Annotated in this window: 17 protein-coding genes; all 17 read left to right on the top strand. The window is 64.7% G+C overall.

Features of this window, described 5'->3' with window-relative positions; genetic code table 11:
• Positions 1-17 precede the first annotated feature (17 nt).
• Positions 18-566 (top strand): type VI secretion system baseplate subunit TssE, encoded by a 549-nt coding sequence (gene tssE, locus VFE81_RS27005; protein ID WP_325047512.1) that lies wholly within the window; start codon positions 18-20, stop codon positions 564-566.
• Positions 566-2,467: a type VI secretion system baseplate subunit TssF gene (tssF, locus tag VFE81_RS27000; protein WP_325047511.1), complete on the top strand. Its 1,902-nt coding sequence runs from the start codon at positions 566-568 to the stop codon at positions 2,465-2,467. Before tssE ends, tssF begins: the two co-directional genes overlap by 1 nt.
• Positions 2,464-3,546, top strand: coding sequence for a type VI secretion system baseplate subunit TssG (gene tssG / locus VFE81_RS26995; RefSeq protein WP_325047510.1), 1,083 nt, complete (start codon positions 2,464-2,466; stop codon positions 3,544-3,546). The genes tssF and tssG overlap by 4 nt, the downstream gene beginning before the upstream one ends.
• Before the next feature lie 10 nt (positions 3,547-3,556).
• On the top strand, positions 3,557-5,761 hold the full coding sequence (locus tag VFE81_RS26990) for a type VI secretion system Vgr family protein (protein ID WP_325047509.1): 2,205 nt from the start codon (positions 3,557-3,559) through the stop codon (positions 5,759-5,761).
• 23 nt (positions 5,762-5,784) lie between these two features.
• Positions 5,785-8,286: a DUF2169 domain-containing protein gene (locus VFE81_RS26985; protein WP_325047508.1), complete on the top strand. Its 2,502-nt coding sequence runs from the start codon at positions 5,785-5,787 to the stop codon at positions 8,284-8,286.
• On the top strand, positions 8,283-9,377 hold the full coding sequence (locus VFE81_RS26980; RefSeq protein ID WP_325047507.1) for a pentapeptide repeat-containing protein: 1,095 nt from the start codon (positions 8,283-8,285) through the stop codon (positions 9,375-9,377). Before VFE81_RS26985 ends, VFE81_RS26980 begins: the two co-directional genes overlap by 4 nt.
• The gene (locus VFE81_RS26975) at positions 9,374-10,024 is read left to right on the top strand and encodes a DUF3540 domain-containing protein (protein ID WP_325047506.1); all 651 of its coding nucleotides are present in this window, start codon (positions 9,374-9,376) and stop codon (positions 10,022-10,024) included. Before VFE81_RS26980 ends, VFE81_RS26975 begins: the two co-directional genes overlap by 4 nt.
• A 9-nt stretch (positions 10,025-10,033) precedes the next feature.
• Positions 10,034-10,423, top strand: coding sequence for a DUF4150 domain-containing protein (locus VFE81_RS26970; protein ID WP_325047505.1), 390 nt, complete (start codon positions 10,034-10,036; stop codon positions 10,421-10,423).
• Positions 10,424-10,444: 21 nt separating this feature from the next.
• Complete coding sequence (gene tssJ / locus VFE81_RS26965; protein WP_325047504.1) at positions 10,445-10,969, top strand: type VI secretion system lipoprotein TssJ; 525 nt, start codon at positions 10,445-10,447, stop codon at positions 10,967-10,969.
• Positions 10,966-12,333: a type VI secretion system baseplate subunit TssK gene (gene tssK / locus VFE81_RS26960; protein WP_325047503.1), complete on the top strand. Its 1,368-nt coding sequence runs from the start codon at positions 10,966-10,968 to the stop codon at positions 12,331-12,333. Before tssJ ends, tssK begins: the two co-directional genes overlap by 4 nt.
• Before the next feature lie 31 nt (positions 12,334-12,364).
• Complete coding sequence (gene tssL, locus VFE81_RS26955) at positions 12,365-13,669, top strand: type VI secretion system protein TssL, long form (protein ID WP_325047502.1); 1,305 nt, start codon at positions 12,365-12,367, stop codon at positions 13,667-13,669.
• The gene (gene tssM / locus VFE81_RS26950; protein ID WP_325047501.1) at positions 13,666-17,256 is read left to right on the top strand and encodes a type VI secretion system membrane subunit TssM; all 3,591 of its coding nucleotides are present in this window, start codon (positions 13,666-13,668) and stop codon (positions 17,254-17,256) included. Before tssL ends, tssM begins: the two co-directional genes overlap by 4 nt.
• 27 nt (positions 17,257-17,283) lie before the next feature.
• Positions 17,284-18,399 carry an FHA domain-containing protein gene (locus VFE81_RS26945; protein ID WP_325047500.1) on the top strand — a complete coding sequence of 372 codons (1,116 nt, stop codon included), beginning with the start codon at positions 17,284-17,286 and terminating at the stop codon, positions 18,397-18,399.
• Positions 18,400-18,505: 106 nt separating this feature from the next.
• Complete coding sequence (locus tag VFE81_RS26940; RefSeq protein WP_325047499.1) at positions 18,506-19,810, top strand: HlyC/CorC family transporter; 1,305 nt, start codon at positions 18,506-18,508, stop codon at positions 19,808-19,810.
• 130 nt (positions 19,811-19,940) lie between these two features.
• Positions 19,941-21,248, top strand: a complete 1,308-nt coding sequence (locus tag VFE81_RS26935; RefSeq protein WP_325047498.1) for a GspE/PulE family protein — start codon at positions 19,941-19,943, stop codon at positions 21,246-21,248.
• Positions 21,245-22,474, top strand: a complete 1,230-nt coding sequence (locus VFE81_RS26930) for a type II secretion system F family protein (RefSeq protein WP_325047497.1) — start codon at positions 21,245-21,247, stop codon at positions 22,472-22,474. The genes VFE81_RS26935 and VFE81_RS26930 overlap by 4 nt, the downstream gene beginning before the upstream one ends.
• 28 nt (positions 22,475-22,502) lie before the next feature.
• Positions 22,503-22,980 (top strand): prepilin peptidase (locus VFE81_RS26925; protein WP_325047496.1); only part of this gene is annotated, 478 nt, incomplete at its 3' end.

Below are 22,980 nucleotides of genomic sequence, written 5' to 3'. Positions count from 1 at the left end.
AAACCCGAGAGTCGTTCGTGAGCCCAGTTCTTCCTTCGATCCCAGCGCGTGATCACGCCTTGACCCGCATGCGCACGCGCGCACACGGCGAGCCGCTGCCCAGCCTGCTGGACCGGCTGATTAGCCAACGGCCGCCGTCATCGGGCGAAGGCGGCGCCGTACGCGCGTTGTCGCGCACTGAACTGCGCGACGCCGTGCTGCGCGACCTGAGTTGGCTGCTGAATTGCGGCAACCTCGAAGCGACCGACGACCTCATCGCGTACCCACACGTGCGCCAATCGGTGCTGAACTTCGGCATGCGCGCATGGGCAGGCGCTCGCGCTTCGGCGCTTGACTGGGACGGCATGGAACGCGCGATCCGTGAGGCGGTCGTGCAGTTCGAGCCGCGCATTCTCGCGGAAAGCGTCGAGGTGCGTTGCCGCGTGCATGCCCAATCACGTGGCGTGGTGTCGCTGGAGATCACCGGTCAGTTGTGTCCGGATACCGCGCCTCAAGCCTTCCAGTTTCGCTCGGATATCGACATCGAGAGCGGTCAGATTGCATTACGTTCGCAGGAAGCCATGTAATGGATGCTCGCCTGCTCGACTATTACAACCGGGAGCTAGCGTACCTGCGGGAGCTCGGCGCCGAATTTGCCGTCGAATTCCCTCTCGCCGCGGGACGCCTCGGCATACGCGGCATCGAGGTAAGCGATCCGTATGTCGAACGTCTGCTCGAAGGCTTCAGCTTTCTCACCGCGCGCATCCAGTTGAAGATGGACGCCGAGTTTCCGCGCTTCTCCCAACGGCTGCTCGACGTGGTGTATCCGAACTATCTCGCCCCGTTACCGTCCATGACGATCGTCGCCGTTCAGCCGAATCTGCGTGAAGGCAGTCTGGGGGCCGGCTATACGCTGCCGGCCGGTACGGCGCTGCGCGCCAATCCGACGCCTGGCGAGCAGACCGCGTGTGAATTGCGCACCGCGCATGAGGTCAGGTTGTGGCCGCTGCGTATCGTCAACGTCAAACTGGGCGGTGTGCCCGCTGATCTGCCGCTGCCGCATGGGGACATGGCAGGCCGCGTGCGGGGCGCGCTGCACATCGAACTGGAAGCCAGCGGCGTCGGCAATCTGCGCGAGTTGCCGCTCGATTCCTTGACGTTTTTTATCAGCGGTGCGGACAATCAAGCGCTACCGCTACTAGAACTGGTGCTTGGCCATCAGCTTGGCGTTGTCTGCCATGGCCCTTCGGCTGCGCGCGGCGCTTGCACGCTGCTTGATCGAGAAGCCGTCCGTCAGGAGGGTTTCGATGCGGCGCAGGCGTTGCTGCCGTATGGCTCGCGCTCATTCCAGGGCTATCGGCTGCTGCACGAGTATTTCGCCTTCCCGCAACGCTATCTTTTTTTCAGCATCGGTTCGCTGCAACGCGCGCTGCACACCATCGACGGCACCACGTTCTCGCTGACGATCCTGCTCGACGAAGCATCGCCCGAACTCGAACGTTCGGTCGATCGGCGCAGTCTCGCGCTCTTCTGCACACCGGCCATCAATCTGTTCCCGAAGCGTACCGACCGCGTCGCCGTCACGCGCCAGCGGTATGAGCATCATGTCGTGGTCGACCGTACCCGGCCGCTGGACTACGAAATCTACGGTATCGAAAAGGTGACCGGGCATCTTCAGCGTGACGGCGGCCACTGTGAGTTTCATCCTTTCTACGGCGGTCTCCCCGACGACATCGCCGATCGTGGACGCTACTTTTCGATGCGGCGCGAAGCGCGGCTCGTCGGCACCCGGACTCACGCGGCGAGCGACGCGGCAAGCCGCACGCCGCGCAGCAGTACGCGCTTCACGTATGCCGGCAGCGAGGTGTTCGTGTCGCTCGTGGACCAGCACGAAGCACCGTTTGCCGATGACTTGCGGCATCTGTCCGTCAACGCCCTGTGCACCAACCGCGATCTCGCACTACTGATGCCAACCGGCGCCTCGAGCGATTTCAGTTTGCGCACCTCGGCGCCGGTCGCCGCGATCCAGGCGCTCCGGCGGCCCACGCCACCCCAACCGCCGCTTGCCGAAAACGAAATCACATGGCGGCTCGTCAAACATCTCGGACTCGACTACCTCACACTGACCGATCTGGATGGTATGCAGGGCGCACAAGCCTTGCGCGAATTGCTCGACCTCTATGCAGGCGCTGCCGAGGCCGGCGTGCTGCCGCAAATCGGCGGTGTGCGCAACGTTCGGATTGAATCAGTCTGCCGGCAGTTGCCCCACGCCGGGCCACCAATGTTCGGCCGCGGTGTGGCTGTATCGCTGCTGCTCGACGAAACCGCCTTCGCGGGTGCAAGCACTTATCTGTTCGGCGCGGTACTGGAGCAATTTTTCGCACGTCACGTGTCATTGAACAGCTTTAGCGAACTCGCCGTAGCGACGCTCCAACGCGGAGAAGTGAAACGATGGCCACCCCGCGTCGGACGCCGCCCAACAGCATGAGCAACGCCATCGCCCATTCATCACCCGAGCCGCACCCGGGTCGGACGCTCGATCAGTTCTGGCAGCGTGTCGCCGATGCGCCCTACGAGTACGACCTGTACACGCTGTTGCGCTGGCTGGACGCGCGCGCCGGCGGTCCGTCGCCGCTGGGACGCGCGACGCATCCCGCGGACGAACCGCTGCGGATCGGTCAGGCCCCCTCGCTGGCCTTCGCGCCGGCCACGCTCGCCGCCGCGACGGCACCGGCAGACAACAAGAGGCCACGCGTCCTGATTCACAGCTTCGGGCTTTTCGGACCGAACGGTCCGTTGCCCCTGCACCTGACCGAATTGGTGCGCGAGCGCGCTCGGCATCACGACGACCACGCACTAAGCGCTTTCGCCAATCTGTTTCACCATCGGCTCATCCTGCTGTTCTACCGCGCCTGGGCCGACGCGCAACCTACAGTCAGCCTCGACCGCGGCGACGGCGGCCGTTTCGATCGCTATCTGGCGAGCCTGATCCATCTGGGGTGGCCGTCGGGTCGCAGGCCAGACGCGCTGTCCGACCACGCCAGATATTTCATGGCGGGTCATCTGGTACGGCAAACGCGCAACCCTGAGGGCCTGCGCAGCATCCTGCGCGCTTATCTCGGTGTAGCGGTCGAGATCGTCGAATGGATCCCGCATTGGCTGCCGGTCGAAGCGCCGCAGCGCACCGCGCTGCGCACGCGCGCCGACACCCGTCGGCTAGGCGCTGGCGCCATACTGGGGGTGGCCGTTCGGGACGCGCAGACGGCCTTCCAGATCCGGCTCGGCCCGTTGTCGCACGAGCAGTACGTCGCTTTGCTGCCCGGCACCCAGCGCTCGCAGCTGTTGACAGATTGGGTGCGGCAATACGCCGGTCTGGAGTGGTCGTGGAGCGTCCGCCTGCTGATGGCCGCCGATCAGGTCGCCGGCACCGCACTCGCCGCGGCCCGCCCGCTGGGTCTCGCCAGCTGGCTCGGCAGGCGAACGAGCACGCTGGCTGCCAGCGATCTCGTCTATCAACCCGAAACCCGCGCCACCGCCCCCGTTACCCGCGCTCAGCCGGGTCTTTGAAGAAGCCGCCATGAATCACATCATCACCGCGCACACACCACTCGATCCCCATATGCTCCGATTTCGCTCGCTGCGAGGCGAGGAGACGCTGTCGGCGCTCTATGAATTCAACGTGGAACTGGTAAGCCCGTCCGCTTCGCTCGATATGAACGCGCTGCTCGGCAAGCCGCTGACGCTGCACATCACCACGCTCAACGGCCGCACCCGCTTTCTCGGCGGCCAGATCGTGCGCTGCGAACTTGCCGGACGCGAGACCGATACGCCGCGCACCTATATCTATGCCGTCACGCTGCGGCCATCGCTGTGGTACCTGACGAAAACGACCGACTGCCGCATCTTCCAGAACCGCACGGCGCTCGAGATTGTGCGCGAGGTTATCGACAAATATGGCTTTCCGGTCGAAGAGCGCCTGCTCGCAAGCTATCGCAATTGGGACTATTGCGTGCAGTACCAAGAAAGCGATTTCAACTTTGTCAGCCGGCTCATGGAGCAGGAAGGCATCTATTACTACTTCCGCCACGAAGCCGGCCAACAGGTGCTCGTGCTCGCCGACGACACCAGCGCACACGACTCGCTGCCTGAACACGCAACGCTGCCGTACCAGCCGCCTGAGCGCCTCGCGCTGCCTCGCGAAGAAGGCATCGACCTATGGCGCCCCGCCACTCAAATTAGCGCGGGCGCCTACGCCGTCGACGATTACGACTTCCGCAAACCGCGAGCCGATCTGTCACAGATGCGGGCCCAGCCTTCGAGCCCCGAGCACGGCCGCTACGCGAGGTATGCGTGGCAAGGCGGCTACATCGAACCGGAGCAGGGCGAGCACTACGCGCGCATGCGTCTTGAGGAAGAGCAGGCGCAAAACGCCCGCGTGCACGCTCATACCCGTACGCGCGAAGCCGCGCCGGGACATCGTTTCACGCTGCAGAACTGCCCGAGGCAAGCTGAAAACCGTGAATATCTCCTGGTGGGCGTGACGTACCGCCTGCAGGAAGGCGGCTATGCAAGCGGCAGCAACCAAGCGCAATACGACTTCGATCTCGTCGCGCAGCCTACGTCCCTGCCTTTTCGCGCACCCAGCATCACACCGGTGCCGAGAGCCACGGGTCCGCAGACCGCGGTGGTGGTCGGCCCGGCAGGCCAGGATCTCTGGACCGACCAATACGGCCGCGTGAAAGTGCATTTCCGCTGGGACCGTTACAGCCAAGGCGATGAAAACAGCTCCTGCTGGATTCGCGTGTCAGACGCGTGGGCCGGGGCCGGCTTCGGCGCTATTCATATTCCGCGTATCGGCCAGGAGGTGGTGGTCGACTTTCTCAACGGCGCGCTCGATCGGCCGGTCATCACCGGGCGCATCTACAACGCCGATCAGATGCCGCCGTTCGCGCTGCCGGAGGCAGCCACCCAAAGCGGCTTCGTCACGCGCACGCCGGGCGGCACCAGCGCCAATGCAAACATGCTGCGCTTCGAAGACAAACAGGGCGCGGAGCAGATTGCGCTTCACGCGGAGCGCGACTACGACGTCTCGGTCGAGAACGACGCGACACGGCAAGTTGGCCGCAACGAAGCCGTCAACATCAGCAACGATGCGACGCGCGGCGTGGGTCGCGACTTTACGGTATCGGTCGGCAACGACTATGCCGCGTCGATCGCAAGCAACCAGAGCCGCAAGGTCGGCAATAATTCCAGCGCCGAGATTGCTAACGACGAGACGCACACCGTAGGCCGCAACTACAGCCTGCTCGTCACGAACGTTTCGACTCACACGGTAGGTCACAGCCACACGCTGAAGGTCTCGAAGGACTTGACGCAAAGCGTGGGCAACGAGCACAGCCTGAGCGTTGCCAGCAACTCGACAACCAGCGTGGGCGCCGATTCGACGACCAGTGTGGCCGCCAACGCCACGAGCACCGTGGGTGGCAACTCCGCCGTCACCGTCAACGGAAGCTCCACCTCGGTCACGATCGGCTTGCAAACGGCCATCACCACGGATCAGATCCTGATCACCGGCTCGGTCATCGCCGTGACCGGCTCGAGCGTCGGCGCAGTCGGCTCCGCCGTGAGCGCGACCGGATCGGCCGTCAGTGCGACAGGGTCATCGGTGAGCGCGCTCGGCAGCTCGGTGTCCACCACCGGGTCGTCGGTCAGCAGCGTGGGATCGAGCGTGAGCGCGACCGGCGTGTCGTTCGCGACCGTCGGCTTTTCGGTGACGTTCTGAGGCCGGTAGGCACCTGATATCCCATGAAAATCATCAAACCCACTCCGGTCGGCATTCTGACCCGTTCGTATCGCGCGGCTGGCAACGAACATCTTGGCATCGCGATACCGCTGATGGTGACGCTCGGCGACGCACCCCGCCTCGTGAGCGAGTCCGAACTGTGGAATACAGTTGGCGAAGCGCTGAGCGGCTACGCGCTCGACGCAGCGCTGCCCAAGCAGCATGCCGAGTTTCTGGTGGCGGGGCGCGCCTACGGCAAGTATTGCGACGCGGAAAATACGTGCCGTGTCGGCGTTCGCTTCGCGGGCCTCTTCAAGCAATTGCAGGTGTCGGGCGCGCGTGAGTGGCACGGCAATACGCCATCGCAGGCCGCGCCGTTCGAATGCTTGCCGATCGACTGGCCGTTGGCCTATGGCGGCCCCGGCCATGCCAGCAATCCACGCGGAATCGAATTTCCCTCGAGGCCGCCAGGAAGCGCGCAACCGCTAGCACAAATCGAATCTCCCAATGCGCCGATCAGTTCGCGCGAAAGCCCCGCCGAGCCGGCGTCATTCATGCCGATCGCCGCCGACTGGCCACAGCGCAGGGCGCTATACGGAGAGATGGACCAGCAGTGGCTGGAGGAGGATTGCCCCGGCTTTCCACGCACGATGGATCCGCGTTACTTCAACGTCGCGCCGCAGGATCAGCAATTCCCCCGTCTCGCTTCGCTGCCATCGGGCGCCGCGTACGAACTGGTCCATCTGCATCCGGATCGCCCGATGCTGGCCGGCAGCCTGCCGCCTCTGCGCGCGCGTTGCTTCATTCAGCGCACACGCGAGACCGGCTTGACCGAAGTCGCCGTGCGGCTGACAACGGTATGGTTCATCCCGCACCGGGAACAAGCCATCATGATTTTCAACGGCGCGCTCCGGGTCGAGGAATTCGACGCACAAGACGTGGCGTGCCTGCTGCTCGCCGCCGAATGCGACGACGACCCACGCGACGAGGCGCACTATCGGCACGTGTTCGACCTGCGCATGGACAGCAAACGCGGCGCACTGCACGCACTGCGCGATCACGATCTCGCGCCGCAAGCATGGCTGGCCGCCACAGACGACACGCAAGCCGCAGCGCCTGCCGGCGCGTTGCAACGCAATCTTCAACAGCGCGCCCGTGAGCAAGCCCACCGCGCCGCCGCAAGCGGGGTTGCCATCGCGGCGCCCGAACTGGCTGCCGCACCGCCATCGCGGCTCGACGAACTGGCCGGTTTCGTCGAGCGCAATGAACAGTTTGCCCGTGCCCAATTGGCCAAACTCGAACAGACGCGTCAGCGGATCGAGACCGAGCACCCCGAACTCGCCGCGAACCGCAACGCTTCGACAAGACGCGGGCCGCCTCGTCCGTTCGCGAGCAAGCGCGCCACGCACGCCGCGCCGCCTGGCATTCGTGAACAGGAACGGGAGGCAGAGCGCAAACTCCACGCGGCCTACCTGCAGGCGGCCCACTATCAGGAAGCCGCACCGCGACTCGACAACGCGGCTTCAGCCGCGCTGCGCGAACGCGTCGCGGCCAGCCATGGCCGCGGCGAATCGCTTGCCGGCCTCGACCTAACCGGTGCGGATCTGAGCAGAATGAATTTGCGCAGCGCGGACCTTGCCGGCGCGCTACTCGAAAGCGCCGACCTGAGCGGCACCGATCTGACCCACGCTAACGTGCGCGAAGCGGTCATCGCGCGCGCCACCCTCGCCGGGACTGTGTTCGCCAAGGCCGATCTGACAGGCGCCAACCTGGCACTCACCGCTTGCGACGGAACCGATTTTGGCGAAGCTGTCCTTGACCGCTGTCTGTTCGAACGCGCCGTCTGGCGAAACTGCAACGCGCGGCGTGCATCGGCGAGGCAAGTCCAGTTCAGCGGCTGCCTTTTCGAAGCCGTCGACTTCAGCGAAGCCAGGCTCAGCGAACTGGTATTCATCGACCAGGTATTCGCCGACGTGACTCTGCAAGCGGCGACGATTCGCAAGCTCGCGTTCATCCAGTGCCGGCTCGACCGCGTCGCTTTCACGTCTGCCGACATCGAGGGCTTCGGCTTTGTGGAGACGCTCGGGAATCAGATCCGCTTCGACCACGCGCGGCTTCGCAAGGCATGTTTCGCGAAAGGCACCGTGCTCGATCGCGCTGACTTCTCGCTGGCGTTGCTGACCGAAGTGAACCTCCGTCACACGCAGGCCCGCAACGGACTGTTCCGTGGCGCGGCGATCATTCAGTGCGATTTCTCGGATGCCGATTTGCGGCAAGCCGACCTGCGAGAGGCGAAGTTCGACGGCGGCTATCTGGTTCGCACCGACCTGAGCGGCGCCAGTCTCGCCGGCGCCGACCTGCTCGGCGCGCAAATGCGCCGAGCGATGCTGCACGGCACTGATTTCGATGAAGCGAACCTGTTCCGGGCCAATCTCGCCGAAACATCGATCGACGCGTCGACACGTCTCGACAATGCCTATCTCGAACAGACCATGTTTCATCCGTTGCGCAAGGCGGCCGCATGACCGCCGAGCGCGAACAATTGCAGCAGGCTGTGCGCAACGGCGAGACGATCAGCAACCGGTCGATCGGCGCGCTGGCTCTGGAGCAATGCGACCTGTCGGGCGGCGTCTTCGAAAAGATCCGGTTCGACGGTACGCGTCTTTCGCAGGCCCGCTTAGCCGAGTGCGCGTTCAACGACTGCGTATTCACCGGCGTCGACCTGCGCGGCGTGGATCTGTCAAAAAGCGTCTTCATCGGCGGTGCGCTGATCCACGCGGATCTGTCCGGCAGTCTGCTCGACGACTGCCGTCTGAACGAAACGCGCGTCGAGGGGACCCGCTTCAGCGATATGCGAGCCACGCGCCTCGCGTGCATGCACAGCGATTTTCAGGCGTGCCGGTTCGACGGCGCGCAAATCGACCAGGGCTTCTTCGACGAGACGCCGTTGCTCGGCGCCGACTTCACTGCGGCCTGTCTGCAGCGGTGTTTCTTCTACCGGCTCGATCTGCGTGAGGTCGGCTTTGCGCGCACGGAGTTCGATCGCGTCGTGTTTACGGAATCGAACCTGAGCGGGCAACGTCTGAGCGGCCAGACGTTTGCACGGTGCCAATTCATCGGCGCCGACCTGAGCGGGGCCGACTTCACGTCGGCCAGTCTGGCCAACTGCAATTTTCAGTCCGCCAAACTCGGACACGCGGTGCTGGAGCGTGCGCACGCGCCATCGGCCATTTTCTTCGGTGCGGATGTCAGTCATGCACGGTGCGGCCACGCCCGGCTGGACCACAGCGTCTGGGTGGACGCACGTGTGCAGCATACGGATTTCGCGGACGCCGATCTGTCCGGCGCAGTCTTTCAACGTGCCAATGTCACGGGTGCGCGCTTCATACGCGCGCGCCTGCTTGCGGCTGATTTTTCATATGCCGAACTAGCCGGCGCGGACTTTCACGACGCGGCGTTCGCTCGCACTTCCTTTCACGGCGCTCAGGCCGCCGAGCCCGCGACCCATCCCTGCCAGCCAGGCGTGATCGCCCATGAGCCAGCCCTTCTCGCCGCGCAGGAATGGTCGAGACAGCGGGACGCACGCCGGCGCACATTCATCAAGGAGCAGCCATGACAACGACCGCAGTGCAACGGAGCATGCCGGCGCCGCACACCGGCACCGAGCACACCGACAACCGTATCGGCACGGTGATCACCGTCTTGCACGACGACGTATTGCTGGTGACAGGCGACGATGGCGCGCTGCTCACCTGCAAACGCGCGTTCAGTTGCCTGATCGCGCCGGTTATCCGCGATCGCGTTGCGGTCTGCAGCAACGGCCCGCGGCACGGCTACGTGCTCGCCGTTCTTGAACGGGCGCCCGGCAACGAGACACGCATTCGCATCGAGGGCGATCTGCACATCGACGCGACCGGCGACGTGCGCCTCAATGCGGCGCGCGAAATCGCAATGGACGGCGAGCGCCTTACCGTCACGACGCACGACGCCGAACTCACCGCAGCCAGAAGCACGCTCGTCTGCGATGAGTTCGAAGGGCGCATCGGCCTCGTGCGCCTGCTCGGCAGGACCCTCGAAGCGGTGGTCGAGCGCATCGTGCAGATAAGCAAGACCAGCTTCCGCTCGATCGAAACGATCGACCATCTGCGCGCCGCGCATATCGACTACGCCGCATCCGAAAGCGTGCGCCTGCATGGCAAGAACACGCTGCTCACCGCCGAGCATCTGTCGAAGCTCGACGCCGAACAGATTCACCTGGGATAGGACAGCACGATGGTAATGGTCAACTCTAGCGCCGGCGGCGCCAACGACGCCGTATGCGTGAACCTGACGCCGCCCGTCGGCATCCCGGTCGCTTACGACAACAACGCGCAGCGTCCCCAGGCAATTCCCAACGTCAGCAATATCCTGATCGCCGCCGCGCCGGCGCACAACCTGGCGACGATCATTCCGGTCACGAGCGGCGACGCGCCAGGCTCGATGGGCGGCGTCGTCTCAGGCACTGTGTGCGCCAGTTCGCGCAACATCAACGGCGCCAATACGGTGTTGCTGCACGGCATGCCAACCACCCGCATGACCGACCCCACCCAGCAGAACTCGACCAACGCGATCGGCACCGGCACATCGCCGAGCCAAACGCACATTCTGAATCTGGCCGGCTAAGCCCCACCTGATCACACCTCGATGAAGCGCCAACACCCACGCTTACGCCTTTTGCTCACCTTGAGCTGCGCCCTTCTAGCCGGCGCATGCGCATCGACGCCCAAGCCTGAAGCGCGCGCCTGCGACCTCTACCTCGAAGCGGCCTCCAACGTGAATCCAGACGGCCAGGGCCGGCCCGCGCCGATTCTGGTCGGGCTTTACACGCTGAAATCGACTGCGGCATTCGAAGCGAGCGATTTCCCGTCCTTGCAGGATCGCGCCAAAGCGGTCCTCGCCGACGACCTCGTCTCGTTCGAGCAAATCATCCTGCTGCCGGGTGAGCGCAAGCTGATCCAGCGAAGCGCTGATCCCTCCGTGCACGCACTTGGCGTCGTCGCGGGCTACCGCGACCTCGCCCGGCACACCTGGAAAGCAACCTACGCACTCCCCGCTGACGGCGCGGGCAGCGTGTTTTCATTCTGGCCGTCCACTCACGAGCGGCTTGTCGTGCAAGTGAAACTCGGCGGCGGCCTGATCGTTAGAACCATGGACTGGGCACACCGATGAAGTACGAACATTCGCCACTCAAACACGGCGGCACGGCTCGCTGCAAAGTTGTCTGGTCGGAAGGCATGTTTCTCCGGCCGCAGCATTTCCAGCAACTCGAACGCTATCTCGAAGCCTATGTCCAGCAGCGTTGCCTGGCATCGCAAGGCGCATTCTGGGGTTTCCACAGCGTCGAGATCGATCACGATGCACTGGCACTCGGCAAAGTGGCGCTGGCGAGCGCCCAAGGGGTGCTGCCTGATGGCACGCCGTTTCTGCTGACCGAGCCTGACGAATTGCCGGCGCCGCTCGACATACCGCCCGACGCAAAAGACATCACGGTGCTGCTCGCCCTGCCCCGCAAGCGCGCCGGTGCCGATGACACGATCTTCGACGAGCAGGCCGGATCACTCGCCCGTTACGCCGTGTATTCACGCGACATCGCCGACAGCAATGCCGTTGCGCTAGGCCCGGCCGCTGTGCAACTGGCCCGGCCACGGATGCGGCTCATGCTCGCCTCCGAGCTCGGAAGCCAATGGCAGGCCGTCGGTTTGCTGCGCGTGGTGGAGCGCCGCAACGATCGTCAACTGGTGCTCGACAAGCACTACATTCCGCCGATGCTGAGCGCGGATCAACACCCGGTGCTCGCCCAATACCTGAACGAACTGCACGGGCTGCTCGAGCAGCGAGGCGCCGCGCTCGCGCACCGTCAGTCGCGGCCGGGTCGAGGCGGCGTGGCCGAGCTTGCGGAGTTTCTGCTGCTCGCGCTCATCAACCGTGCGCAGGCCGATACATGGCATGCGCTGCACACGCCTCATCTGCATCCGGAGCGCCTCTTTCAGGCATGGCTGCGTCTTGCGTTCGAACTCTCCACTTACACCACCGACGAACGGCGGCCAACGCTGTGCCCCAGCTATCAACACGACGATCTGCAAGGCAGTTTCGCTCCCCTGATGGCCGAATTACGCCGCGCGCTGTCGACGGTTCTCGAACAGAACGCCATCGCACTCGAATTGCAGGAGCGCGCGCACCGCGTCTGGGTCGCGCAGATTCCGAGCGCCGAGCTTCTGCACCATGCCGGCTTCGTGCTCGCGGTGCACGCGGATCTGCCCGCCGAGACCGTGCGCACGCGTTATCCGGCCCAGGTGAAGATCGGCCCGATCGAGCGGCTCGCGGAACTGGTGCACCTGCAGTTGCCGGGCATCGCCATGCGCAGCTTGCCGGTCGCCCCGCGACAGATCCCCTATCACGCGGGCTATCACTATTTCGAACTCGATGGCAGCGGTGAACTCTGGAAGCAGCTCGAACAGTCGGGCGGACTTGCCCTGCACGTGGCCGGCGACTTGCCGGGATTAACGATGGAATGCTGGGCGATTCGCGGCTGATCTTATGTATGCACAAGAAAGGCGAATAAACATGTCATCCGTTGCAGCACGGCCTGCGCAGGACCCAGGAACGGCGCGGTCATTGCCGGAATCCACCTCAGCCCCCCCCTTCAGACTCGATCCGCCGATCGCGCCATCGGCCGCGCTGCCGCCGGCCGATGCGCCTAACCCACTCGTCGTGGCGGCGCAGCCGTTGTTCGACGCGCTCGCGCAGATCCGGCTCAACCCGAAGGTGACGCCGAAGCGGCTGCGCGTATTCCTCGTCGCGGAAATCCGGCGCTTTCAGACGCGCGCCCAGCAGGCGGCCGTCTCGCCCGAAACAATCGTCGGGGCGCGCTATTGCCTGTGCACCGCACTCGACGAAGCTGCCGCGCTCGCGCCTTGGGGCAGCAGCGGCGCATGGTCCGCGCACAGTCTGCTGGTCGCGTTCCATAACGAAACGTGGGGCGGCGAAAAGTTCTTCCATCTGCTCGCGCGCCTGTCGAGCCAACCGCATGAACATCGGGACCTCATCGAGCTGCAATTTTTCTGCCTCGCGCTGGGATTTCAAGGACGCTATCGGGTGATTCAAAACGGCGCCGCGCAACTCGAAACGCTGATGCGTCGGCTGCACAAGTTGCTGCACGAGACGGCAGGTGGCTACGCGCAGCCGCTATCACCGCATTGGCGCGCCACCAACCGCACATCCGCAAGCGCGCTGCGTCGCGGCATGCCGCTGTGGATGTGGCTGGCAGGCGCTGCACTGTTCGGCTGCGCGGGCTTCAGCGCCTTCCTGTTTGCCGCTAACGAGTATGGTGATCGCACGTATGCGGCGGTCAATGCGATCCGCCTGCCCGAGGTCACGTCGCAGCATGTGCTCCGCCCCATGCCACACGTCGCCGACCTGCTCGACGACGACGTGCGCAGCGGCGCCCTGACGGTGCGCGACGAAGGCGATCGCAGCGTCATCGCACTGCGCGGCGACGGACTGTTCGGCTCCGGATCGGCGGTCGCGAGCGAAGCCGCATTGCCGGTGCTGAGCCATATCGCGACCATCCTCGATCGCGTTCCGGGCGACATCCTGATCACCGGCCACACAGACAACCAACCGATCCGCGATCGCCGCTTCCCGTCGAATCTCGCGTTGTCGCTGGCTCGCGCGGAGGCCGTCCGGCAATGGCTGAAGTCGGCCGGACTCGACGCACGCCGCTCCGTCAAGGTGGCGGGACGCGGCGACCAGCAACCACTCGAAAGCAACGCGACAGCGGCCGGCCGGTCTCGCAACCGGCGCGTCGAGATCGCGGTATATCCCGCCTCGTCTGCTCGCCCGGACGTTGCCCCGACGGCGGACCAATGAATATCCTGAAACGCATTTTCGGATGGCTCGCGCAGGTGTTGCGCCAGTTTGGTTGGACAGGTTGGGTGTGGGCCGCGCTCCTCGTCGCGCTGATCTGGGTCGTGGGCCCGCTGCTGGCGATCGGCGACACACGGCCTTTGGAAACGGAAAAATCCCGCTATGCGTTGATCGCGCTCGTGCTGCTCAACTGCGCGTGGCGGCTGATCCGGCGCATGCGCCGGGCGCGGGGGCCTGAACCGTTGCGCCGCGCAACTTCAGTACCGCGAACCGATCCCGCCGACGACGCGCAACGCCAGCGCCTCGACGATCTGCGCGCGCGTTTCAATCACGCGCGCTATGTGCTGCGGCACGCCGCCGCCCCTGGCGGGCGGTTTGTCGCGTGGTTCGACGGACTCACTGGGCGGCACGTGTATCGATTGCCGTGGTACCTGGTCGTGGGCAGTGGCGGCGCGGGCAAAACGGCTGCGCTGCTCAATGGCGGGCTTGATCTGTCGATCGCCGAGCAGGCCGCGCGCGCCGCCGGCCGGCGCGCGGAACCGACCCGCGCGTGCGACTGGTGGTTCAGTAACGATGCCGTTCTCGTCGATACGCCGGGCGCCTACCTCGATGCGGCCGATGCCACGGAGCCACGCGATGCCGAATGGCGCGAACTGCTGACCTTGCTCAGGCGGTATCGCCCGCGCCAGCCGTTGAATGGCGTCGTGCTCGCACTCGGCGTCGACACCTTGCTGGCGCTCGACGAAGCCGGACGCGCGGCGTATGCAGCACGGCTGCGTAAGCCCCTGCAGCTGATGCAGGACACGCTGGGCATGCGCGTACCCGTCTATCTATGCCTCACCCGGATGGATCGTCTCGATGGTTTCTGCGCCTACTTTTCCAGTCTCAATCGCGACGGCCGGGCGCAGGTGTGGGGTGCCGCTTTCGAGTCCGGCGACGCTTCGTCGGCCGAAACCTGCCGCCCCGCTTTTCAAGCACTGCTAAAACGCCTGACCGACGGCGTAGGTGACGTGCTGGTCGTCGAGCCCGATCTCGACAGCCGGGCGCGCGCCTTTCTGTTCCCGCAGCAGTTCGCGAACATCGAGGAACCGCTGGCGGACTTCTGCGCCGCGCTGTTTCGCCCTTCGCCGCTCGAGACCAATCTGCTGGCGCGCGGCTTCTATTTCACGAGTGCGCTGCAAGGTGGCCTCTGTCTTGATCGCGTGCTGCCGGCCACAATGCTGCAGATGGGCATGGCCGAATCGCCGCCCGCACCCGCGGCACCGCTCGTGCAGCACGGCTACTTTCTGAAGCAATGGCTGCGCGAGGCCGTCTTCGCCGACGCCGGATTTGCAGATCCAAGCCATGGCTCGCGAAGGCGGCGTCTCATTGTGCACACGGTGATCGCCGCAGTGGCTGGCGTCGTGCTGTTCGGACTGCTGGCCGCCTGGGCGAGCAGCTACGCACACAATCGGGTCTACCTCGATGAAGTGGCCGCGCATGTGCAGGCGTTCAACCGGCAAGCAGCGCAGCCCATTGCGCTGACGGCGGCTGACGTGCAACCGTTGTTGCCAATGCTCGATGCGCTGCGGGCCTTGCCGCGCAGCGAACAGGTCGATCCCGACGCACCGCTCGGCTGGCGCTACGGCATGGGCCTTTATCAAGGCACCAGAATCAGCGAAGCAAGCAACGCGCTCTACCGCCGCGCGCTCGACGAAAAGCTGTTGCCGCAGGCCGCTGCACGCATCGAGCGCATGTTGGCCGACGCGCCGCCCGACGACCCCGACTATTCGTACGAAGCGCTCAAAGCCTATCTGATGCTTTACGACGCGTCCCACTACGACGCCGGGTTTCTCACGGCGTGGCTGACCCTCGACACCAACGGCGCGTTGCCTCCCGCATTGACGCAGGACGAACGCGGGCGTCTCGAAGCGCATCTCGCGAACCTGTTCGCGTCGCGTGTCGTCGCATCTCCGTTCGCGCTCAACGCACAACTCGTCGACGCCGTGCGTGCAAGGCTCGCGCGCGAATCGCCGGCGCAACGCGCGTACCACGCGCTGCGCCGCGAACTATTGCGCACCCTGCCTGACGAGCCCGTCTCGGTGGCCCGCGCCGGTGGCCCGCAAGCAGCGCTGGTATTGACGCGCAGAAGCGGCAAACCGCTGACCGACGGCATTGCGAGCCTCTACACCTATCACGGCTACTGGGATGGGTTCGAACCGCGTGTTGTCGCAGCGACCGCCCGCTTGCAAAACGAAGACCCGTGGGTACTCGGTACGCGTGCGTCGCCGGCAACTGATAACGCACGCGTCGCACTGGAAGTCCGTCGCGCATACCTGAACGACTACATCCAGGAGTGGGACGCTTTTCTGAACGACGTGAGCATCGTGGACAGCCAGTCGCTCGCGCAAAGCACGCAGATCGCGCGCATCTTGTCGGCGCCCGATTCGCCGCTCAAGCAATTCCTGCAGACCGCCGCCGACGAAACGACCTTGTTGCGCGCACGCGGCGGCGGCGGCGAGCGGCCGGCGCCAGGCGTCTTGCAGAAACGCATTGGTGAAGCGAGGGAATCGCTGAACGCGATGTTCGGCCATGCGGCCGCCTCATCGCCGCCGCCCGCGGACGACAAACCGGAAGCCATCGTCGACAGTCATTTCGAACCCTTGCGGCGCCTGACGGCGGCGGGCGGCACCAACGGGGCGGGCGCCACGTCGCTGGACGGCAATCTGCGCGTGCTCGACGAACTGTATAGCTATCTCACGGCCGCCGACGCCGCACTGGCGAGCGGCAGCCCGCCGCCTCAAACCGACGTCTTCAATAAGTTGCAGGCAGACGCCGGGCGCCTGCCGATGCCGCTGAGAAAGATTTTCGGCGATCTCTCGCAGGCGAGCGCGGCGCAGGTCAGTGGCGGCGCGCGGCGCAACGTCGCGCAGGATGCGCAAGACAGCCTCGGTCCACTGTGCCGGCAGACGATCGCCGGGCGCTATCCGTTTGCGCGCGGGTCGAACCGCGACGTCGCGCTGGACGACTTCGCGCGGCTGTTCGCGTCGGGTGGGCTAATGGACAGTTTCTTCCAGAAGAACCTGGTGTCACAGATCGACGTCCGCGACGGCCGCTGGACCTTCAGGCGCGACGCCAGCGGCAAAACCATGGCGGACAGCCATCTGATCGGCGCATTCCAGAACGCGGAAACGATTCGCAACGTCTTTTTCGCCGCCGGCGCAGCGACACCATCGCTACAGATCGAACTGACGCCTTTGGAACTCGATCCAGACATCATGCAGTACACGCTGGATATCGACGGGCAGGCGATGCGCTATGCGCATGGGCCGCCGCTTCCGATGGTGGTGAAATGGCCGGGCACGCGCCAAGGCGCAGGTCTCGTCAGCCTGCGGATCAGCACGCAAAGCGGTTCCGACGGCGTGCAAACCCAAGGCCCATGGGCACTATATCGACTCTTCGACAAGGCGCACATCACGCCCGACGCCGCGCCCGAGAGCTTCATCGCCACCTTTGATTTCAGCGGCAAGAAACTGGCGCTTCGCGTGAGTGCGAGCAGTAGTTACAACCCGTTCCAGCTCCCTCAAATGAAAGCGTTCTCGTGTCCATGAGAATCGCTCGTTGCAGGAAACACCACGATGTTCAAGCCATCTCTTAAGCTCACCATTCTCGCCAGCCACGGCAAAGCGCTTGTGAGCGGTGCGTGCGCAAGCTTCGATACACAGGGCGGCAACATCGGCCGCGCAGCCGGTAACACGCTCAGGCTGCCGGACGACGACAGCGTCGCGGACCGTCACGCGGCCATCCATGCGCGCCACGATGAATGGCACCTGCTCAACACCAGCGGAAATGCTGCACTGACAGTAAATGGCCAGCTAGTCGCCGCGGATCAGGAGACCCGCTTGCGGTCGGGCGATATCGTAAATATCGGCTGCTACGTCTTGCAGGCAGCCGAGACGTTGCCCCCGGCATGGGATTTCCAAATGCAAACGACGTCGAGCGGCACGCCGCAGCACTCGCCCCCATCACCGTCGGGGACCGTAGGCCAGTCGGGCACGCCAGGAACGCCAGGAACGCCGCGCATGGATCCTTTAGGATTCGGCAGCCTGAACGGCCTGACGGCTGACGAGCCGCCTTCCGCCGGCCTGGACGGGCTGCTGGATATGCCGGTCGACCCGCTTGCCCTGTTTGGCGCACCACAGCGCGGCTGGCCTGACCCAAGCGAGGCACATTCATCAGACTTATTCGCCGACCTTGCGGGCAGCCGGCCGGCCGGCGGTTTTGAAGCCCCTGCGGCGGATGGACTGCGCGGCTTCGCCACACGGGACGACGCGCCGGTACAAAGCGCACCACTATGGGTCAAGGTCGCACAGGCGCAAGCGTCTGCGCCTTCGGCCAGCACGCCCGCCGCAATCACCACGGCTGCGTCGCCGGCGCGGCATGCATTCGGCGAGCCCACGCTCGCAACCGAATGCGCCGGGCCGGTGTCCGTTCCTCAATACGGAGAACATGCGCGAGTGAAAGCCGCGTTTCGCCTTGGCGAGCCCATCAGGCTCACCCGTGCGAGCGAGCCGGTGAGTTGGATGGATTTCCCGCAAGCTCCGCAGCTGGACTCGGCGCCCGCGCTGCTCGCGCTGAGCGAGGCGTTTCTTGAAGGCGCGGGGGTGCGCCCCGACGGGCTCGCCGAAGCGGGCTTCACGCCCGAATTCATGCATACCCTCGGCGCGCTTGCTCGCACACTGAGGGCGCGGTAGACGTGCCGCTGTGCTGTGCCTCCGGCCATCCGGTGAGGCGGCGGAGGCGGCTCAGCCGCCCCCCTCTGCTATATTCTCTCCATCCTGTCCCTATCCTTCGCTACGCGTGGAACAACTTCCCTTATGGACGCAGATCGGCGCCGTCTTTCTGCTGCTTATCTGCTCCAGCTTCTTTTCGATTTCCGAAACGGCGATGATGGCGATCAACCGCCATCGCCTGAAACACCTTGCCAACCAGAATGCGCTCGGCGCGAAGACCACTCAGGGTCTTCTGGCGCACACCGACGAGCTGTTGAGTGTGGTCCTGATCGGCAACAATCTCTTCAACACGATCATTCCGGTGCTCACCACGTCGATCGCGCTGCATACGTTCGGCCGCAATAACGTCGTGCTGTCGATTGCGACCGGCATCGTCGCGTTTCTGATTATCGTGTTTGCGGAAATCACGCCGAAGATTGTCGGCGCGACGTTCCCGGAGAAGATCGCGCTGCCGGCCAGCCAGCTGATCGCACCGATGATGCGTATCGGCAAGCCCCTCGTCTGGTTCGTCAATCTGTTCGCGAACACCATCTTGCGAGTGCTGCATATCAATACCAAAGGTGCGCACGATCAGCGGCTTTCCACCGAAGAGTTGCGCACCATCGTGCTCGAATCGGGCAGCTTCATGCCGACCAAGCACCGCAGCATTCTGTTGAACCTGTTCGACCTCGAGAACATCTCCGTCGACGACGTGATGATCCCGCGCCGCCGCATCGAAGCGCTCGACTTCGACGCACCGTTCGAACAGATCCTGCATCAGCTGGAAACCTGTTACCACAACAAACTGATCGTCTATCAGGGCGACATCGACCGCGTGCTCGGCGTGCTGCACGTACGCAAGACACTGGCCGCCCTGCACAACCAGGAACTGGAGCGCGAGACGCTGCGCGAGTTGCTGGCCGAGCCGTATTTCGTGCCGACCGGCACGCCGGTATTCCAGCAACTACAGTACTTCCAGGAGAGCCGTCACCGCACGGCGCTGGTTGTGAACGAATACGGTGAGTTGCAAGGACTGGTCACGCCGGAAGACATTATTGAGGAGCTGATCGGTGAATTCACCACGTCGATTCCGCGTAGCGCCAACTCACGCGGCGGCTGGAACGAGAGCGGCGAATGTATCGTTGCGGGCAGCATGCCGCTGCGCGAGCTGAACCGCTGGCTGCATCTCACGCTGCCGACCGACGGACCGAAAACGCTCAACGGGCTGATCCTCGAGATACTCGAAGAGATTCCCGATGGCGACGTGTGCGTGCAGATCGGCGAGATGAAACTCGAAGTGATGCGCAGCGACGACCAGGCGATTCGCACCGTCAAGCTGTTCAAACCACCCACTCGCGCGGGCGCGAAAGCCGCCAAGGCCGCACGCGGCTAAGACCTGCGCGCTGCAGCATCGCACATGGGCGCGGCGCGCGCCATTAGCCGATTGGCTGAATGGTGGCGTCAGCGGCCTTACCGGATGATGGACTCGTCGTGTTCTACAGGCGGCTCATCACCGGTCTCCCATGCAAGGTTCTTTTCAACGCGCGGCGTCGTTGCGGCCTGTCGCCGTCGATAACGAAAGCGCAGCCAAACCCAGGCACAACGCTTTTGCGATCGACGCCAGCGTCAGTGCCAATCTCAACCCGAGTCTCTCCGATTCCGACAACGCGCCCGCCGTACGCCTGCTGACGGACACGTTGCAGGAGGCAACCCGACGCAATGCGTCGGACCTGCACATCGAACCGGCGGAGCATGGCTGGCGCCTGCGTTTGCGCATCGACGGCGTACTGCATGAAATCCCTCAGCCCCCGGCGCACCTGCGCGACGCGTTCATCACGCGCGTGAAGGTGCTGGCGCGCATGGATATCGCCGAGCGGCGCGTGCCGCAGGATGGCCGCCTGCGTATTGCCACGTCGCCCGGCCGCGTCGAGGACTATCGCGTCAACTCGCTGCCCACACTGTTCGGCGAAAAGCTGGTGTTGCGCAGGCTCGACGCATTACCCGCCGATCTTTCGCTCGACTCGCTCGGCCTCGATCCTCGACAGCGTGAAACAGTCGATGCCGCGATTCGCGCGCCGCATGGCCTTGTGCTCGTCACCGGCCCCACCGGTAGCGGCAAGACGCTGTCGCTGTACTGCTTCCTGCACATGCTCAACAACGAGGCGCGCAATCTGTGCTCGGTGGAGGATCCGGCGGAAATTCAACTGGCGGGTATCAATCAGGTAAGCGTACGCGAAAAAGCCGGCCTGACATTCGCAGTAGCGCTGCGTGCGTTTCTCCGCCAAGACCCCGATGTGATCATGGTGGGCGAAATCCGCGACGACGAAACCGCCGATGTTGCCGTGAAGGCCGCGCAGACCGGCCACCTCGTCCTGTCGACCTTGCACACGAATGACGCGCCTGCTGCCGTCGCGCGCCTGATCGACATCGGCGTCGAGCCATACAATCTGGCCGCCGCGCTAAGGATGGTGACGGCACAACGGCTGGTGCGGCGGCTTTGCGTAGCGTGTCGCGCCCCTGCGCCGCAATCTGCGGCGGCACTGCGAGCAGCGGGCTTCGCCACCGATCAGATCGACGGCTGGCAACCATTCGGCGCCACCGGTTGCGCAGCATGCCACGGCATCGGCTACCGCGGCCGGGTCGGGGTTCACCAGGTGATGCCGGTCTCCGATGCGATGCGTGAGTTGATCGTGGCACGCGCAGGCACCCATGAGCTGGCTCGGCTCGCACGAACTGAACAGGTCGCCACCTTGCGCGACGCAGCCTTGGCACGTGTGCGCGACGGCACGACAAGCCTCGCCGAAGCGCTGGCAGCCACCGAGGTCGCATGAGCACCGCAACGACTCATCCATCGCCAGCACCCGAGATGCGTTTTAAATGGCGCGGCGTCGATAGTGACGGCATACAAAAAACCGGTGCCCTCACTGCGCCGGACGTAAGCACCGCACGAGCCATACTCAAGCGCGACAAGCTGTTCGTCGTCGAACTCACGGCACGCGGACCGGCGCCGCGTCCCCAAACCCGCACCACCGACGTCACCGTGTTCACACGCCAACTCGCCAGTCTGCTACGCGCCGGTTTGCCGCTTGCGCCTTCGCTGGAACTGCTGGCGCAAGCGCAGAGTTCGCGCCGGCAAGGCATGCCGCGGATCGTCGGCGCGCTGGCACGCGATATCACGGGCGGCCTGCGCTTTTCGGCAGCGTTGCAGCGGCATCCCGCGCAGTTCAACGCACTCTATTGTCAGCTTGTCGAAGTCGGCGAGGCGGCCGGCGCGCTGGCGGCGATCCTCGCCCGGATCGCCGACGACCGCGAACGCGCAGCCGCGCAGCGCGCCAAGGTCCGCGCGGCGCTAACCTATCCGGTCGCGATCCTGTTGCTTGCAATTGCAATCACCGCGGCACTTCTGGTGTGGGTCGTGCCGACCTTCAAGCAGATCTTCGACGGCTTCGGCGCGAAACTGCCCGCGCCCACGCAGTTCGTGCTGGCTTTGTCGGCGGGTGCCGCGCGATGGAGCATTCCTCTGGTCGTCATGATTTTCGCAGCGGGCTCGGCTGTGACGTTTCTGCAACGACGTTCCGAAGCGGCGCGCATCCGGTTCGCGCGCTTATCGCTGACAATGCCGGTCGCCGGTCCGTTGCTGCGCACTTTGTGCGCGGCGCGCTGGAGCCGCGCGCTCGGCACCTTGCTGTCGGCCGGCACACCGCTCGCGGACGCGTTTGATTCACTGACTCACGCCACCGGCAACGCTTTCTTCGATCGCGCTACCGTGGAGATTGCCGCCCGGCTGCGGCGCGGCGAACGGCTCGCCGCAGCCATGCGCTCGGTGCGCTGCTTTCCACCAGAGGTCGTGCAGCCGGTTGCGGTTGCCGAGGAGTCCGGAGCACTCGATACGATGCTGATCGATGTAGCCTCGCTCGCCGATCGTCAGGTAGACGAAAAGATCGGCACGCTCTCCAGCCTGTGCGAGCCGCTTGTCATTATCGTGCTGGGTACGCTGGTCGGCGGGCTGGTGATCGCGATGTATCTTCCCATTATTCAACTCGGCAACGTGGTGTAGCATCGCAGCCGAATCCCACCCTTTATATATGCAGGCCACCATTCCGCTCGTGTCAGATACTTCTTCCAGCCTGCTTTCGGGGCTGCTGCCTGGCCACTTCGCGACCAGTCTCGGCCTCGCCTTTGGCAGCTTGCCCAGCGGCCTGCAGATCGCATTCGCGATCGTAGTCGGTCTGGTGATCGGTAGCTTCCTGAACGTGGTCGTGCACCGGGTGCCGATCATGCTGGAGCGTGCGTGGCAAGAGGAGGTCAGCGAAGCCACCAAGGAACCGCTCGAAAACGACGGCTTGCCCGCCCGCTACAACCTGTGGGCGCCGCGTAGCGCGTGCCCTCACTGCGGCCATGTGCTCAATGCGTGGGAGAACCTGCCTGTGCTGAGCTATCTGCTGCTACGCGGGCGCTGCTCCGCATGCAAGACACGCATAAGCCTGCGCTATCCGCTGCTCGAAATCACCTGCGCCGGCTTTGCGGTCGGGGCGCTCGCGCTGTACTGGCCGACCGGCATGG

Source organism: Paraburkholderia sp. (genome assembly GCF_035656215.1).
Lineage (GTDB): Bacteria > Pseudomonadota > Gammaproteobacteria > Burkholderiales > Burkholderiaceae > Paraburkholderia.
This window is presented reverse-complemented; position numbering and strand designations above follow the sequence as displayed.